The sequence below is a fragment of the Erwinia sp. HR93 genome, from assembly GCF_034555055.1.
GTDB lineage: Bacteria > Pseudomonadota > Gammaproteobacteria > Enterobacterales > Enterobacteriaceae > Apirhabdus > Apirhabdus apintestini.
On record NZ_JAXUDP010000001.1, the window covers coordinates 2,744,183 to 2,761,252 of the forward strand.

General features: G+C 50.8%; 9 protein-coding genes and 1 pseudogene. 5 read left to right on the plus strand and 5 right to left on the minus strand.

Annotated elements, in window-relative coordinates; all coding sequences use genetic code 11:
- Positions 1-335 precede the first annotated feature (335 nt).
- The 4 genes from SFA31_RS12810 to pncB all read right to left on the minus strand — a co-directional run bounded on the left by SFA31_RS12810 (position 336) and on the right by pncB (position 6,741).
- Positions 336-1,526 (minus strand): amino acid aminotransferase, encoded by a 1,191-nt coding sequence (locus SFA31_RS12810; protein ID WP_322838328.1) that lies wholly within the window; start codon positions 1,524-1,526, stop codon positions 336-338.
- A gap of 349 nt (positions 1,527-1,875) precedes the next feature.
- Complete coding sequence (locus SFA31_RS12815) at positions 1,876-2,976, minus strand: porin (protein ID WP_322838329.1); 1,101 nt, start codon at positions 2,974-2,976, stop codon at positions 1,876-1,878.
- A 901-nt stretch (positions 2,977-3,877) separates the two neighbouring features.
- Positions 3,878-5,278, minus strand: a complete 1,401-nt coding sequence (gene asnS / locus SFA31_RS12820; protein WP_322838330.1) for an asparagine--tRNA ligase — start codon at positions 5,276-5,278, stop codon at positions 3,878-3,880.
- A gap of 260 nt (positions 5,279-5,538) precedes the next feature.
- Entirely contained in the window at positions 5,539-6,741 is a 1,203-nt protein-coding gene (gene pncB, locus SFA31_RS12825) for a nicotinate phosphoribosyltransferase (RefSeq protein ID WP_322838331.1), read from the minus strand.
- Between the two features lie 263 nt (positions 6,742-7,004).
- Here pncB and pepN point away from each other — a divergent pair, with 263 nt between their 5' ends.
- The 3 genes from pepN to SFA31_RS12840 all read left to right on the plus strand — a co-directional run bounded on the left by pepN (position 7,005) and on the right by SFA31_RS12840 (position 11,809).
- On the plus strand, positions 7,005-9,617 hold the full coding sequence (pepN, locus tag SFA31_RS12830; RefSeq protein ID WP_322838332.1) for an aminopeptidase N: 2,613 nt from the start codon (positions 7,005-7,007) through the stop codon (positions 9,615-9,617).
- A 473-nt stretch (positions 9,618-10,090) separates the two neighbouring features.
- Positions 10,091-11,101: a quinone-dependent dihydroorotate dehydrogenase gene (gene pyrD, locus SFA31_RS12835; RefSeq protein ID WP_322838333.1), complete on the plus strand. Its 1,011-nt coding sequence runs from the start codon at positions 10,091-10,093 to the stop codon at positions 11,099-11,101.
- A gap of 168 nt (positions 11,102-11,269) precedes the next feature.
- A complete protein-coding gene (locus SFA31_RS12840) occupies positions 11,270-11,809 on the plus strand; it encodes a cell division protein ZapC (protein WP_322838334.1) in 540 nt (179 codons plus the stop codon).
- 2 nt (positions 11,810-11,811) lie between these two features.
- On the opposite strand, the pseudogene SFA31_RS12845 reads toward SFA31_RS12840, so the two are convergent.
- Positions 11,812-12,922, minus strand: a pseudogene (locus SFA31_RS12845) (YcbX family protein).
- A gap of 96 nt (positions 12,923-13,018) precedes the next feature.
- Between SFA31_RS12845 and rlmKL the strand changes: the two are divergent.
- Entirely contained in the window at positions 13,019-15,136 is a 2,118-nt protein-coding gene (gene rlmKL / locus SFA31_RS12850; protein ID WP_322838335.1) for a bifunctional 23S rRNA (guanine(2069)-N(7))-methyltransferase RlmK/23S rRNA (guanine(2445)-N(2))-methyltransferase RlmL, read from the plus strand.
- 6 nt (positions 15,137-15,142) lie between these two features.
- Complete coding sequence (locus SFA31_RS12855; protein WP_322838336.1) at positions 15,143-17,062, plus strand: ABC transporter ATP-binding protein; 1,920 nt, start codon at positions 15,143-15,145, stop codon at positions 17,060-17,062.
- Positions 17,063-17,070: the final 8 nt, after the last annotated feature.

Consider the following 17,070-nt stretch of genomic DNA (forward strand, 5'->3'; position numbering starts at 1 on the left):
TCCAAGAGGGGTAGTTTTTGAATATCGGCCCCTCTTCGGAACGGGGTCAGTGATTCTTTCTACCCCTTACATGCGTTTTGCCCGCCGTTTTCTCCCCTTACTCTATGATGTCCTAATTTTTCGATTTTAATGAAGATATTTATTTACGGCAGAAGAGGCCGGTTGCCGGGGTAGCTAGCCTCTGCGTATAACTTGAGTGTCTTAACGTAAGGATTAGACAACGCGCGACAGGCTTTGGCAGCAAAAAAACAGGCCTACAAAATACGAAACATTGAGTATTTGGAGAGATGAGTGAGAGGTGCGCTGGTGCAAATAGCAGCCAGCGCAATAAGAGATTACAGTACAGCAACAATGGCTTCACAGAGCGGGGACATGTTATCCGGTGTCATACCGGCAATGTTTACGCGCCCGGAAGCGACGGCGTAGATGGCGAACTCGTCGCGCAGCCGCATGACCTGATCTTTGCTTAATCCACTAAAAGAAAACATGCCGTTTTGGCGAGTGATAAATCCAAAATCCTGGCTGGCCCCTTTTTCTGAAAGGGTATTAACGAATAATTGGCGCATGCGTTGAATGCGCTGCCGCATATCGCTCAACTCCTGCTCCCAAATCGCTCGCAGCGTGTCATTACTCAGAATAGCGGCGACCACAGAGGCGCCGTGGGCCGGTGGATTGGAGTAATTGGCGCGGATCCCGGCTTTCATTTGACTGAATGCGCACCCTGCCTGTTCTTCATCGAAGGCAACCAGCGTGCAGGCGCCCACGCGCTCATTGTACAGACCAAAGTTTTTAGAATAAGAGCTGGCTACCAGTAGCTCGGTGTGAGTAGCGGCAAAAGCGCGTAACCCTTCGGCGTCTTCTTCCAGCCCTCGGGCGAATCCTTGATAGGCAAAGTCAAATAGCGGCAGCCAGCCTTTTTCCTGAGAAAGAGTGGCTAACTGTTGCCACTGCTCCAGGGTGGGATCAATGCCGGTAGGGTTATGGCAGCAGCCGTGAAAAAGTACCACATCACCGCGCTGAGCATTTTGCAGGCTGCTTAATAGGCCTGGCATATCTAGCTCGTGGGCCTGGGCGTCGTACCAGGTGTATTCACATACCTCCAGCCCGGCGGCGTTAAAAATACTTTTATGGTTTGGCCAGCTTGGGTTACTGACCCAAACGCGCTTTACAGCGGTATTACGAGCCAGGAAGTCGGCCGCTACGCGCAGAGCGCCAGTGCCGCCCGGCGTTTGTGCCGTACGTGCACGCTTTGCTTCTACAATAGGGCTGCCTTTGCCGAACAGTAATTCCTGAGTACAAAGACCAAATTCAGGAATGCCATCAATGCTCAGATAATTTTTAGTCGTTTCATTTTCCAGCAGGTATTGCTCCGCTTTTTTGACACTGGTCAAAATCGGCGTCTTACCCGTTTCATCCTTATACACCCCAATCCCGAGGTTAATTTTATTTTGGCGTTCGTCGGCACGAAACAGTTCGGCCAGCCCCAGGATAGGGTCGGCGGGCGCAGCGGTGATGTTTTCAAACATGACGAGGTTCCATTGCAAGCAGAAAGGATTCACAACCAGAGTAACGGTAGAAAATTAAATTGCCAACCGTTAGCGGGAAAAAGCGCGGTGAATATCAAATAACTTCGAGTGTTATCGAAGTAAAAATCCGCCTTCATAGAAGGCGGCATTGCTTTGATGCCCCGGAGGGGCATACCGAATTCCTTAAAAAAAGTCTCCGCCAGTCTTGTGAGATTTGAATCCCAAAACAACAGGGCAGAGCCAAAACCTGCTGATGACCACGCCCACAGGACGTAGTTTTCAGTTGGCAATAAAAAACAGGGCCGAAGCCCTGTTAAATGAGGTGGATAACATATCGTTATAATAAAAATTAGAACTGGTAGGCCACACCAAGCATTGCCTGATTGTCGGTGCCGACAAAGCTGCCGTAAGTGCGCGTGAAGTCGCTTTCATCCAGCAGGTTGAAGCGGTAATCACCATAGACGCTGAAGTTCTTATTGAAGTAGTAAGAGGCGCCAGCGGTGATGTATTCAGCCAGATCGGCGTCGCTGTAGCCATTACGGCCCACCGGCAGATCTTTTCCTTTGCTCTTCACGTAAGAGAAGGAGGGACGCAGGCCGAAGTCGAACTGGTATTGAGCGATTAATTCAATATTCTGGGTTTTATTTGCAACGGTATAATTCGTGCTGTTAGATACGTAAGTCATGTTACGAGTTTCGGAGTAAACCGCTGCCAGGTAGATATTGTTGGCATCATATTTCAGACCGGTAGCCCAGGCTTCGGCATTATCGCCGTTACCGTCCAGAGCCTGCAGGTCAGAGCGATCGGCTTTGCTGTACGCGCCGATAATGCCAAAACCCTGATAGTCATATCCTAAAGAGAAGCCAACGCCGTCGCCGTTTTGTTTTTTAACGTTATCGCCGTCGTGGTTGCCTTCATTTTTGCCCTGATACTGCACGCCAAAGTGCAGGCCATCGACCAGTCCGAAGAAATCGCTGTTACGATAAGTCAGAACACCGGTGGTGCGGTTAGTCATGAAGTTATCAGTGTTGCCCGCCCAAGTTTCACCGGAGAAAGAGGGGGACATGTCGGTCCAGGCTTCAACATCATAGACGATACCGTAGTTGCGGCCATAGTCCAGAGAGCCGTACTCTCCAACCTTCAGACCCGCGTAAGCCAGGCGCGTGCGCGCATCAGATTCCGGCTCAGCTTTATTGGCATAAATACGGTATTCCCACTGACCATAACCCGTCATCAGGTCGTTAATCTGGGTTTCACCTTTGAAACCAAGCTGGGCGTATGTGCCGTCGCCATTAGTAGTATCACCGCTGGTGATCCAGTTGTGCTCTGCTGCAACTTTTCCGTACAGATCAAGCTTATTGCCGTTTTTATTATAGATTTCTGCGGCATGAACTGAACTAGCCGCTAACAGTGCAGGGATAACTACTGCCAGGAAATTACGCTTCATCATTACTCATTACCCTCATTAGATTTTTATGACACCTGCCACTGCCGCCAATAATCCTTTACAGAATGCTTGATGAAAGTTTGGTGTCTTTCTATGTCTGGCTGCATATTTCCATTCCTGAGGGGGCTTCTACCAGCGTGAAAATGCTACATATCTCTATTAAATGTTTCAAAATGAAAATATAAGAAACTTTATGTGTATTTAGGGGAACTTTGTGAAGTACCTCAAAATTTGCAAAAAGTGTGGCTATAGCATACAAACTTAACCAGTAATCATTTGATTTAGATGATTTTTATATCTTATCTTTATTCGTGGATGTGATATGCATCCTGTTTTATAAAAATGAAATTATGTTTTGAAAAAAAATCTCCATACGCATTTTTTTGATTAATCGTGCTAATTTTTTGTTGTCATTTAAGAGCGTATATTAGGGTTATTGTTTTAAAAATGTTTCTTATTTGGACATAATTAGTTACGTCATATTTTTATTTTCTCTTGCAAAAAAGAATTTTCTGGACAGGTTGTCATCCGTAAGTAGATATCGAGGGGGGTTATGTATGGACAGAGAGAGGGAATTACATATAGCTAAATGCCTGCTTTTTTAGCTGGCAAGTCGTTTCGGTTAGTGTCACCTTGCCTTGCCTTGCCTTGCCTTGCCTTGCCTTGCCTTGCCTTGCCTTGCCTTGCCTTGCCTTGCCTTGCCTTGCCTTGCGTGCTGGTATAAATGGCGGGTTGGTAAAAATGGTATTGTCTCGCGACTGCGAGGACTAACGCTGGTACAGCAGTGCAGCACAGACTTTTAACTATATATAATCTATCGACGCCTGATTAAGCCGGTTGTATTAAGAAATTACGGGTTGAAAAAAGCCGGCTTTTGGCCGGCTTAAACGAAGATTTACTGCACTTAGAAGCTGGCGCTGCGAGTCGTGCGTGGAAACGGGATAACGTCACGCACATTTTGCACGCCGGTAACGTAGGCAACCAGGCGCTCAAACCCCAGACCAAAGCCAGAATGGGGCACAGTGCCATAGCGGCGCAGATCGCGATACCACCAGTAGTCTTCTTTTTTCAGACCGAGTGCTTCCATACGGCTGTCTAACACATCCAGACGTTCTTCACGCTGGGAGCCGCCGATGATTTCACCGATTCCCGGCGCAAGAACGTCCATGGCAGCAACGGTTTTGCCGTCATCGTTCAGGCGCATATAAAACGCTTTGATATCCTTAGGATAATTTTTTACCACGACCGGCGCTTTAAAGTGTTTTTCCGCTAAATAACGTTCATGTTCCGATGCTAAATCCACTCCCCAGTAAACCGGGTTCTCAAAGGTTTCCCCACAGTTTTCCAGGATGCTGATAGCATCGGTGTAGTTAACCTGCGCGAAGTCAGCGGCTACAAAGCGTTTCAGGCGCTCAACTGCATCTTTGTCAACGCGTTCGGCGAAGAACTGCATGTCATCCATACGCTCTTCCAAAACGGCGTTGAACACATATTTCAGCATAGATTCCGCCAGTGCGGCGACATCGTCAAGCGCGGCAAAAGCCACTTCCGGTTCTAGCATCCAGAATTCAGCCAAATGGCGGCTGGTATTGGAGTTTTCTGCGCGAAAGGTAGGGCCAAAAGTATAAACTTTTGATAGTGCACAGGCATACGTTTCCGCGTTAAGCTGACCGGAAACCGTCAGGAAAGCTTCTTTGCCAAAGAAATCTTTGTCGAAATCAATGTCGCCTCTATCGTTACGCGGCAGATTTTCCATATCCAGTGTCGATACGCGAAACATCTCTCCGGCGCCTTCAGTATCAGAGGCGGTAATGAGCGGAGTAGATACCCAAAAGAATCCCTGCTCATTAAAGAAACGATGTAATGCCTGAGCCAGAGTATGGCGCACCCGCGCGACGGCCCCAATAAGATTGGTGCGTGGACGCAAATGCGCTACTTCACGCAGGTATTCGATACTGTGTCTTTTGGCGGCCATCGGGTATGTATCAGGATCTTCAACCCAACCGGCAACTTCAACGCGCGTTGCCTGGATTTCAAAGCTTTGGCCCTGACCAGGGGAGGCGACCACGTTGCCCGTAACGATGACAGAGCATCCGGTCGTCAGGCGCAAGACCTCTTCGCTGTAATTCGGCAGGGTATTATTGACAACGGCCTGTACGGGATCAAAGCAGGAGCCGTCATAAACGGCGAGGAAGGAGATACCGGCTTTTGAATCTCTACGCGTCCGCAGCCATCCACGCACCGTGACTTCACTATCAAGTGCGACGCGGCCCTGGAGTACGTCAACGACAGGCACAACGCTCATATTTTTCTCTCTTATGTGGTCAATAACGATAAATTACCCTCCTAACGGAGGGTATCTATGTTACCTGGTGGCGGGCGTCAGACAAGCAGAATTCGCCTCTGTAATAGAAGAAATCATATTTTAAATGAAAAAGTGGGATATGCCGTGACGTTGGTATTCGCCAATAGACTGCAAACGGTGCCAAAACGCGTGCTGTATTGGGTTTTGAAAGCGCGGGGAAATGTGACAAGCCCCGCGCTCGGGGATGAGTATTGCTGATACTAGCTGGCTTTTTTTACCTGAGGTATATCGAAGGCTTTGCGCAGTGCCCGCACAAAAGCTTTGTCTTCACAAATGGTTTTCCCAGGGCTATCGGAGAGCTTAGCCACAGGTTTACCGTTACATTCGATAAGTTTGATAACAATATTCAAAGGCGTTACGCCCGGAATATCGCAAGTCAGCCGTGTGCCAATGCCGAATCCTAAATGAATTCGCGGTGCGAAATGGCGGTATAGCTCGACGGCTTTTGGAAAGTCGAGATTATCAGAAAAAACCAGCGTTTTCGTGAGCGGATCAATACCCAGCTTTTCGTAATGTGCGATAGCTTTTTCACCCCACTGTACCGGATCGCCTGAGTCGTGGCGTAATCCCTGATAGCGAGTCGCATATTCCGGACCAAAATCGCGTAGAAAAGCATCCATCGTAATGCAGTCCGTCAGCGCAATTCCCAACCTGTCGGGATATTCTTCCAGCCATGCCTGTAATGCGGCACGCTGGCTATTGGCGAGATCCGGGCTGATTTGCTGATGGGCCTGGAACCATTCATGCGCCTGCGTGCCCATCGGCGTTAAATTCAAACGGCGCGCTAAATCATAATTACTGGTGCCGGTGAACCAGGTCTCCTGCTGTAAACGCTCAACGATTGCCTGCTGAACTTCGCGGGAAAAGCGGCGACGGGTACCGAAATCCATAATTTTAAACTGGTGCATATCCAGATTTGCGGTCAGCGCTTTCAAAGAGTCAAGCTTGTGTTCCAGATGTTTCAGCGCTTGAGAAACCGATGCGTCCGGAGAGCGGTAGCGGTGGACCAGCTCGCTGATGACTGCCAGCAGCGGAACTTCCCACATAATCACTTCACGCCATGGACCACTGAGGCGAATATCCAGTTTACCGTTGTGATTGCGAATATCGACCTGGGTAGGGTCGTAGCGAAAGTTGCGCAGCCATGCCAAATAGTCGGGTTTAAAAAATGGCAGGGCGGATAGCCAGTTAAATTCGACGTCGCTCAGCGCCAAATGCTGCATTGCGTCTACTTGCTCGCGGATGGCATCGGCATAAATGCCCAACAGATCGTCGCCGCGACAGCGGAATTCCGCCGTAACGGTGACATCATAATAGTGATGAAAAACTGCCTGCTGCATATGAAGCTTATAGGCATCGGTGTCTAGCAGCGTTTGCAGTATTGGGGAAGCGTATCGTGTCATGGTGCGTAACAGCATCCTCTCACAGGAGCGTTTCCATCAGTGCTTATGTAGATAAAGACGCAGGAGTATAACCTGATTATCCGTTTATTGAACCAGAATCACAACACAACCGCAGCTATGATGCGAGAGCATTTTGTGCCGCTGTTAATTTAATGTAGCAAATTACCGGGAAAAGCGAACATTGCACCGCTGTACTCTGGCAACATTACGGCAACAGGAATAGACTGGTTCGCGATAACTTACGGACGCTACAGAAGGTTTTTATGACTCAACAGCCACAGGCCAAATACCGTCGCGATTATCAGGCGCCGGAATTCTCGATAACCGATATCGATCTCACTTTTGAGTTGGATGCTGAAAAAACCACGGTAACTGCCGTAAGTCAGGTTCAACGCCAGGGGAATCACGCCTCTGCGCTGCGCCTTGATGGAGAACAATTAACCCTGATGGCGTTAAAAATAGACGGCACGCCATGGCAGGATTACCAGCAAGAAGCAGGGGCGCTGGTCATTAACAATGTACCGGATCGCTTTACGCTTACCGTCATTAATGAAATTAATCCTGCGGCCAACACCGCGCTGGAAGGACTTTATCAGTCTGGTGAGGCGCTATGTACGCAGTGTGAAGCGGAGGGTTTTCGCCATATTACCTGGTATCTGGACCGCCCTGATGTATTAGCGCGCTTTACCACTAAAATCATTGCGGACAAACAGCGCTATCCTTTCTTACTTTCTAATGGCAACCGCCTGAGTCAGGGTGATTTAAGCGATGGGCGACACTGGGTTCAGTGGCAGGATCCTTTTCCAAAGCCCAGCTACTTATTCGCGCTGGTCGCCGGTGATTTTGACGTGCTGCGTGATACCTACACTACGCGCTCTGGTCGTGACGTGGCGCTGGAACTCTATGTCGATCGCGGAAATCTCGATCGCGCTGACTGGGCGATGGCCTCTTTAAAAAGCGCCATGCGCTGGGATGAACAGCGCTTTGGGCTGGAGTATGACCTCGACATTTATATGATAGTTGCGGTGGACTTCTTCAATATGGGGGCGATGGAAAATAAAGGTCTCAACGTATTTAATTCAAAGTATGTGCTGGCGCGTGCGGCCACGGCCACGGATAAAGACTATCTCGATATAGAGCGCGTAATCGGGCACGAATATTTTCATAACTGGACCGGCAACCGGGTTACCTGTCGGGACTGGTTTCAGCTTAGCCTGAAAGAAGGGCTAACGGTGTTTCGCGATCAGGAATTTAGCTCTGATTTAGGATCGCGCGCGGTGAACCGTATTCAAAACGTTCGGATTATGCGCGGTATGCAGTTTGCCGAAGACGCCAGCCCAATGGCGCACCCCATTCGTCCGGACAAAGTCATCGAAATGAATAATTTCTACACGCTAACCGTGTATGAAAAGGGGTCCGAAGTGATCCGGATGCTGCACACGCTGCTGGGAGAAGCTAATTTTCAGAAGGGGATGCATCTTTATTTCGAACGTCATGACGGTAGCGCAGCCACCTGCGATGATTTCGTTCAGGCGATGGAAGATGCGTCGAACGTTGATTTATCGCATTTCCGCCGCTGGTATAGTCAGTCTGGCACGCCGGTAGTCAGCGTACGCGATGACTATAATCCGGAAACCGAAGAATATCGCCTGACAATAAGCCAGTACACTCCGGCGACCGCAGACGGCCAGGAAAAGACAGCGCTGCATATCCCGTTCGACATTGAACTTTACGATAACGATGGCAATGCGATCCCACTGCAGCGCGACGGACATCCTGTACATCATGTGTTAAATGTCACCCAGGCAGAGCAAACCTTTGTGTTTGATAATGTTTATTTTCAGCCGGTGCCCTCACTGCTGCGTGAGTTTTCGGCACCGGTGAAGCTTGAGTATGCCTGGAGCGATAGTCAACTGGCGTTTCTGATGCGCCATGCGCGCAATGACTTTTCCCGCTGGGACGCGGCGCAAAGCCTGCTGGCTATCTGGATAAAATTGAACGTGGCCCGCCATCAGCAGGGCCAGCCGCTGTCGCTGGCGCAGCACGTCGCCGACGCTTTCCGGGCTATCCTGCTGGATGAACATATTGATCCTGCGCTGGCAGCGGAGATCTTAACGCTACCAACGCAGAATGAAATGGCCGAACTGTTTTCAATTATCGATCCTGCGGCGATAGCTGCGGTGCACGAAGCGTTAACGCGCGCGCTGGCGACTGAGCTTGAAGATGAATTTCTGGCTATATATCACGCTATGGCGCAGGCTACGTACCGTATTGAGCATGCTGATATTGGTAAGCGCGCGCTGCGCAATGTGTGCCTGCGCTATCTGGCGTTCAGTGCGCCGGAGCAGGCAGATATCCTGGTGAGTGCTCAATATCGGCGGGCGGATAATATGACCGACGCGCTGGCCGCGCTTTCGGCGTCCGTCGCGGCCGGCCTGCCTTGCCGTGATGCACTAATGGCCGAGTTTGATAATAAGTGGTACCAGGATGGGTTAGTGATGGATAAGTGGTTTGCGCTGCAGGCCACCAGTCCGGCACCGAACGTATTGCACAATGTTCGCAGTCTGATGCAGCATCGCGCGTTTTCAATGAATAACCCAAATCGCATCCGTGGGCTAATTGGCGCGTTTGTCAGCGGAAATCCAGCGGCGTTTCATGCCGCTGATGGCAGTGGCTACGCTTTCCTGGTTGAAATATTAAGCGATCTGAATCAGCGGAACCCGCAGGTAGCTTCACGCCTGATCGAGCCGCTTATTCGCTTCAAACGCTACGATGAAAAGCGCCAGCAAAAGATGCGGGAGGCGCTGGAGCAGCTTAAGGCGCTGAATAAGCTTTCCGGCGACCTGTACGAGAAAATCACAAAAGCGCTGGCCTGATGTAAAAACTCCGTCTGCATTAATAAGATGCTACGCGCGGCGGTATATCGGCAGGTTGACTTTGTGAACATCAAAAAGGGAAAGCTAAACGCTTTCCCTTTTTACCTTCATTTATAATATTTCCACCATAAAATCAAATAATTACGCTGTTTACCGCGCCTTTGTTCGTCGGGTGCAAGGGCATCTTTACTGTTCGTTGGTTTTGCTAATTTGAGAGAGAAGGCATGGGGGAGCGGCAAAAGCTCCTTTCAGGAAATCTAACGTTAACAGAAGAAAGAAAAATAGCGTTGAAGGAGACTGCGGCGGGTGTGGCACCTGTAGCCATCAGGCAAATTAGCGCTGCGGCTGGCCGCGATATAGCGGAATAGAAATGAGAACGGATACCATTTTTTGTTGTCAGTGAATTTCTTTTCAGACTGAGATCCTGAATAATACTGCTCCGGCTGATATATACCGGGAACCAGGGAGCATCCATGTACTATCCTTTCGTTCGTAAAGCGCTCTTTCAGCTCAACCCTGAGCGTGCGCATGAATTAACTTTCCAGCAATTACATCGCATTACAGGTACGCCTCTTGAGCGCTTGATCCGTCAAAATGTCCCCGCTAACCCGGTGACCTGTATGGGCTTAACGTTTAAAAACCCTTTGGGGCTTGCCGCCGGGCTTGATAAAAACGGTGAATGTATTGATGCGCTTGGCGCGATGGGGTTTGGTGCGATTGAAGTGGGAACGGTAACGCCACGCGCGCAGCCGGGAAATGACAAACCGCGGCTTTTTCGTCTGGTAGAGGCTGAAGGGCTAATTAACCGGATGGGTTTTAATAATGCGGGTGTGGATAATCTTATTGAGAATGTGAAAAAAGCGCATTTCGACGGGATACTGGGAATTAATATCGGGAAGAATAAAGATACTCCGGTTGAGCAGGGTAAAGATGACTACCTGATTTGTATGGATAAAGTTTACCCATACGCGGGCTATATCGCGATTAATATTTCATCTCCGAATACGCCAGGATTACGCACGCTGCAGTATGGCGATGCGCTGGATGAATTGCTTTCAGCTTTAAAAAATAAGCAGCAGGAACTTGAAAGGCGACATTATAAATATGTTCCGATCGCGGTAAAGATCGCGCCGGATCTTTCAATAGAGGAATTGATCCAAGTTGCAGACAGTTTAGTTCGCCATAATATTGATGGTGTGATCGCAACTAATACGACATTAGATCGAAGTTTAGTTCAGGGAATGAAATATTGTAATGAAGCAGGTGGATTAAGCGGCCGCCCATTGCAGCATAAAAGTAGTGAAATTATCCGGCTACTGGCAAAAGAATTAAAAGGGCGCCTGCCAATAATTGGCGTAGGCGGCATCGATTCCGTAATTGCTGCACGCGAGAAGCTCGCTGCAGGCGCTACACTTGTGCAAATTTATTCCGGATTTATTTACAAAGGACCCGGTTTAATTAAAGAAATTATTAGCAATATCTGAACTTTCACCAGGCGTGCAGCGCAGGGCTTTATTTTTAGCCCTGCTTGTTTTATATTTTGCGTAATTGTTGCTTATTTAGACATTATAGTCTTTTCTTAATGGGGCAATAAAAACGAAGCGTAGCATGGACGTTAATACGTTAGTAACGAAACGATAGGGTTAAAGATTATGCGGATTAAGCCGGACGATAACTGGCGTTGGTATTTTGACGATGAGCACGATCGTATGATGCTGGATTTAGCTGATGGTATGATATTCCGCTCTCGTTTTTCGCGTAAGATGCTGACGCCGGATGCATTCAATGAAGCGGATTTTTGCGTAGATGATGCAGCGTGTTATTTCTCTTTTGATGAATGCGCCCGTGAATTTGAATTAAGCGGCGAGCAGCGAGCTGAATTGGTGCTTAATGCGTTGGTCGCTATTCGTTTTCTAAAACCGCAAATGCCAAAAAGCTGGCACTTTATTACCCACCGTGAAAAAGGGCATTTGCCGGTACCGGGTGATGCCGTGAGCGTATGGCTCAGCGAGTCCGGTGAACAGGTAAACCTTCTGGTGATTGAAGCCGGAGACAGCGCGTCGCTTTGCCTGCTGGCACAGCCTTCACTATGCCTGGCCGGGCGAATGATGCAGTTAGGGGAAGCGATAAAAATTATGAACGATCGCCTAAAACCCATGCCTCAGCCGCTGCTGACGCGCGCGGCCGTTTAGCATTAAACCGCGCTCAGGCGCAGTGGGCCGGCAGGAATGCAGCTACAGCTAAGAATAGTACCATCCTGGCTGACGGCATTTTGACGCAGCGGCGTCACGCGACCTTCCAGTAAACGAACGCGGCAGCTGCCGCATATGCCTGCACGACACGACCAGGATACGGGAATGCCGTGGTGTTCCAGTTGATCCAATACTATTTCCTGATTATTTCCCGTGAGTTTTTCCCCTCCCATAACAGCACAACCTGCCTTTGATTTTTGTCTGAACGAGGAAAGTGATTCGCTACAGAACTCCCTGCGCCATGGGAAGGTGCATTGCCGCTTTTCAGAATGTGAACGCGATCGCCGACGCGCATTAGTCCCGAACTCCGGGCGACTAAGTTGAGCCCCACATGGATATCACCGCTGGCGGTGCTGCGAAAGTTACGCAGCGTCGGCATAGGTTCCCCACCAGAGTGAGGCTTTCCGCTGTAAGGATGAACCGTAGTAAGAATGCAGCGACTGCAGGGCTTAGCCACGACAAATTCCACGCTGCCAATACGTATCAGACGCCAGGTGTCTTCTTCCCAGGGCTGAGCGCCGGCAATGGTAAAATTAGCGCGCAGCTGAGTGCTATCTACGCCTGGCGGGCAGCGGCGTTGAATATCGCGCAGAGAAGCGTCGGTGACCATCAGGTAAGGAAGACTGCCAGCGCCCCCGGCGGTACGTAAGAATACTGTTTTACACTGCGCGTTTTGTCGACGCCGGCCCAGCGTAGTTGGACTTCGCCGTTAAAATAGCCGCTGAGCCAGCGATTGACATTATCTGGCGCAATAAATGCGCTGAAGCAGTCGCCCCACACCTGGGGCGGTGCCGGCGTGGGGAGAAAATCGCTATAGCGTATCAGCATGGCGGAGCCGTCAGGGGCATTCACAATCACGCCGTCAGGCACTCACGCGGGTGTAAATAGCAATAGCATCGGGTAACGGCGCGCTGTAATAAATGTGCCATTTGGCTCCGTAAGCATAAAAATACGATAGCCGCTCAGGCCGCTGGTATCGGCCCACCCATGAGAAAGACCGATGCCGCGCATAGATTTTACAGGATAAATTTGCAGCCGGGTTAGCGTAAACACGAAACCGCCATCAGAGGAAATACACGGCAACTTTATGACATGCGGTGCGGATTAGCTATAATGCGCGGCAATTTTCCGTAATGATGAAGTGACACTATGAATTCTCTGTTCGCCAGCACGGCACGCGGGCTTGAAGAACTGCTCAAATCTGAACTTGAACGCCTGGGTGCCCACGATTGCCAGATTGTGCCCGGTGGCGTCCGCTATCAGGGAGATGCGCTGCTCATGTACCGTAGCCTGATGTGGAGCCGACTGGCATCGCGCATCTTGCTGCCGCTGGGAGAGTGCAATGTCTATAGCGATCTCGACCTCTATTTGGGCGTTCAGGCCATCGACTGGACAACGCTGATGGCGCCGGGCGCAACGTTCGCTGTCCATTTCAGCGGAATGAACGATGAGATACGCAATACGCAATACGGTGCGCTGAAAGTTAAGGATGCAATCGTCGACGCATTCACCCGCAAAAATCTGCCGCGTCCAAATGTAAGCCGGGATGAACCTGATGTGCGCATTAACGTATGGCTGCACAAAGAGGTTGCCAGTATTGCATTAGATCTCAGTGGAGACGGACTTCATCAGCGCGGCTATCGGGAAGCGGCAGGTATGGCGCCTTTAAAAGAAAACCTGGCTGCGGCGATTATTCTGCGCTCCGGATGGCAGCCGGGAACGCCGCTTATCGATCCCATGTGCGGTTCCGGCACCCTGCTGATTGAAGCAGCCATGATAGCCACCGACCGCGCGCCGGGTTTACGACGCACGCGCTGGGGATTTTCCGGCTGGCAAGGGCATGACAGAGATGCCTGGAAAACCGTAGTCACAGAAGCGCAGCGCCGGGCGCGCCTTGGTGCTCAGGCTTATACCTCGCGCTTTTGGGGGAGGGACTGCGATGCGATTGTGATTGAACGCGCCCGTAATAACGCACGCCGCGCGGGGATGGCGGAATTAATTCGTTTCGACGTTGGAGATGCTACTCAACTGAGCAATCCGGTTGCGGACGGTCCCTGTGGCACTATCGTCAGTAATCCTCCCTATGGCGAACGTTTGGAAAGCGAACCGGCGCTGATTGCGCTGCATTCAGTGTTAGGGCGCATACTAAAATCGCGCTTTGGCGGCTGGAATCTCTCGCTATTCAGCGCATCGCCCGAGTTGCTTAGCTGTTTACAATTGCGTGCGTCGCGGCAGTTTAAAGCTAAAAATGGCCCGCTGGACTGCGTTCAAAAGAACTACCAGTTGGCCGAGCATGCTGGAGACACCGCGCCTGCGGATATGGCCGAAGACTTCGCTAACCGGCTGCGCAAAAATCAGAAAAAGCTGGATAAATGGGCGCGCCAACAGGGAATAGACTGCTGGAGATTGTATGATGCCGACCTGCCGGAATATAACGTGGCGGTCGACTGCTACGCGGACTGGGTTGTGATTCAGGAATACGCCCCGCCAAAAAGCATCGATCCGCAAAAAGCCCGTCAGCGCCTGTTTGATATTATCGCTGCGACGCTGGCGACGCTTAATATTGCGCCAAATCGGCTGGTGTTAAAAACCCGCGAGCGGCAGAAAGGCAAAAACCAGTACCAAAAGCTGGCGGAGAAAGGCGATTTTATCGAAGTACACGAATACAATGCGCGCCTGTGGGTGAACTTAACGGACTACCTGGATACCGGGCTATTCCTCGATCATCGCATTGCGCGCCGTATGTTGGGGGAAATGAGTGCCGGGAAGGACTTCCTGAATCTTTTCGCCTATACCGGTAGCGCCAGCGTTCATGCGGGGCTTGGTGGTGCGCGTACCACAACCACCGTCGATATGTCGCGCACATATCTTGAATGGGCTGAGCGTAACCTGCGCCTGAACGGCCTGACGGGGCGCGCGCACCGGCTACTACAGGCTGACTGCCTGAGCTGGCTACAGGAAAGCGAAGAGCGTTTTGACGTTATTTTTATCGATCCGCCGACGTTTTCTAATTCGAAACGTATGGAGTCGGCGTTCGATGTTCAGCGCGATCATCTTCAGCTAATGCGCGATTTGAAGCGGCTGCTGCGCCCGGGAGGCACTATCATGTTTTCTAATAATAAGCGCGGCTTCCGTATGGATCTTGATGGTCTGGCGGCGCTTGGGCTTCGCGCCCGCGAGATCACACAAAAGACCCTGTCGCAGGATTTCGCCCGCAACCGACAAATACATAACTGCTGGCTCATCACCCACGCAGTGGAGGAATAATTTGCAATGTCATTAATCAGTATGCACGGCGCCTGGCTATCTTATAGCGACGCTCCTTTGCTTGATAACGCCGAACTGCACATTGAAGATAATGAACGCGTTTGCCTGGTGGGGCGTAACGGGGCAGGAAAATCGACGCTGATGAAGATCCTCAACCGCGAAATACCGCTGGACGATGGGCGTATAATCTATGAACAAGATTTGATTGTCGCGCGTTTGCAGCAGGATCCTCCGCGCGATGTGGCCGGCACCGTTTATGACTTTGTTGCCGAAGGGGTTGAGGAACAGGCTGAAATTCTAAAGCGTTACCATGTGCTATCGCAGCTCGTTATGAGCGATCCCAGCGAAAAGAATCTCGACCGGCTGGCGCAGGTTCAGGAAACCTTGGAGCATCAGGGGCTATGGCAACTGGAAAACCGCATTAACGAAGTGCTGCTACAGCTTGGCCTGGATGCGAATAGCGCGCTTTCTGCGCTATCCGGTGGCTGGTTACGTAAAGCGGCGCTGGGCAGGGCGCTGGTTAGTGCGCCGCACGTCCTATTATTGGATGAGCCGACCAACCATTTGGATATAGAAACCATCGACTGGCTGGAGGGCTTTCTCAAAACCTTTAACGGCACGATTATTTTTATCTCCCACGATCGCTCTTTTATTCGCAATATGGCAACGCGGATAGTCGATCTTGACCGTGGAAAACTGGTTTCGTGGCCAGGCGATTATGATGCTTACCTGGTGGCGAAAGAAGAGGCGCTCCGGGTTGAAGAGATGCAAAATGCGGAGTTCGATCGCAAGCTGGCGCAGGAAGAGGTGTGGATCCGTCAGGGAATTAAAGCGCGCCGTACCCGCAATGAAGGGCGCGTACGCGCGCTGAAAGCAATGCGCCGTGAGCGAGGAGAGCGGCGAGAAGTGATGGGCAGCGCCAAAATGCAGGTTGAAGAGGCGACCCGCTCCGGAAAAATTGTCTTTGAGCTGGAGAACGTGAGCTACGCGTTGAAGGACCGGCCGCTGGTACGGGATTTTAGCGCTCAGGTGCAGCGTGGCGATAAAATCGCGCTGGTGGGGCCAAATGGCTGCGGGAAAACCACGCTTTTGAAGTTAATGCTGGGTGATTTAGCGCCTGATAGCGGGCGCGTGCACATTGGTACCAAACTGGAGGTCGCCTATTTCGATCAGCACCGGGCGGCGCTCGATCCTGAGAAAACGGTGATGGATAACCTAGCCGAAGGGAAACAGGAAGTCATGGTGAACGGCAGGCCGCGCCACGTGCTGGGCTATTTGCAGGACTTCCTCTTCCATCCTAAGCGGGCGATGACGCCGGTGCGTGCTTTATCCGGCGGTGAGCGTAATCGTTTATTACTGGCGCGGCTATTTTTAAAACCCAGCAATCTGCTCATCCTCGATGAACCGACTAACGATCTGGATGTGGAAACCCTAGAGCTGCTGGAAGAGCTTATCGATAACTACCAGGGCACCGTGCTTTTGGTCAGCCATGACAGGCAGTTTGTAGATAATACCGTGACTGAATGTTGGATTTTTGAAGGGCAGGGGCGTATTGGCCGCTATATTGGCGGTTATCACGATGCACGTGAGCAGCAATCTCAGACTCAGCCGCTAAAAACAACCGCTGCGTCGAAGGTGCAAGTACCAGCCGAGGTGGAAACCACGTCGGCTTCTGTGACGAAACGCACCGGCGGCGGGAAACTCAGCTATAAACTGCAGCGTGAGCTGGAGCAATTGCCGCAGCAACTCGAAACGCTGGAGGCGGAAATTGCGTCGCTGCAGGCACAGGTTGGCGACCCCGCATTTTTCAATCAACCGCATGATAGCACGCAACAGGTGTTATCCGATTTGGCTGCGGCGGAACAGCGGCTTGAAAGTGCTTTTGAGCGCTGGGAATATCTTGAGTCGCAAAAAAATGGTCGGTAAAGGAGAAA

Bases quoted from the DNA above. Each gene is read 5' to 3' on its own strand.
- SFA31_RS12855 (WP_322838336.1), top strand. From the start codon at position 15,143: ATGTCATTAATCAGTATGCACGGCGCCTGGCTATCTTATAGCGACGCT.
- SFA31_RS12815 (WP_322838329.1), bottom strand. From the start codon at position 2,976: ATGATGAAGCGTAATTTCCTGGCAGTAGTTATCCCTGCACTGTTAGCG.
- pyrD (WP_322838333.1), top strand. From the start codon at position 10,091: ATGTACTATCCTTTCGTTCGTAAAGCGCTCTTTCAGCTCAACCCTGAG.
- pepN (WP_322838332.1), top strand. From the start codon at position 7,005: ATGACTCAACAGCCACAGGCCAAATACCGTCGCGATTATCAGGCGCCG.
- SFA31_RS12840 (WP_322838334.1), top strand. From the start codon at position 11,270: ATGCGGATTAAGCCGGACGATAACTGGCGTTGGTATTTTGACGATGAG.
- asnS (WP_322838330.1), bottom strand. From the start codon at position 5,278: ATGAGCGTTGTGCCTGTCGTTGACGTACTCCAGGGCCGCGTCGCACTT.
- rlmKL (WP_322838335.1), top strand. From the start codon at position 13,019: ATGAATTCTCTGTTCGCCAGCACGGCACGCGGGCTTGAAGAACTGCTC.
- SFA31_RS12810 (WP_322838328.1), bottom strand. From the start codon at position 1,526: ATGTTTGAAAACATCACCGCTGCGCCCGCCGACCCTATCCTGGGGCTG.
- pncB (WP_322838331.1), bottom strand. From the start codon at position 6,741: ATGACACGATACGCTTCCCCAATACTGCAAACGCTGCTAGACACCGAT.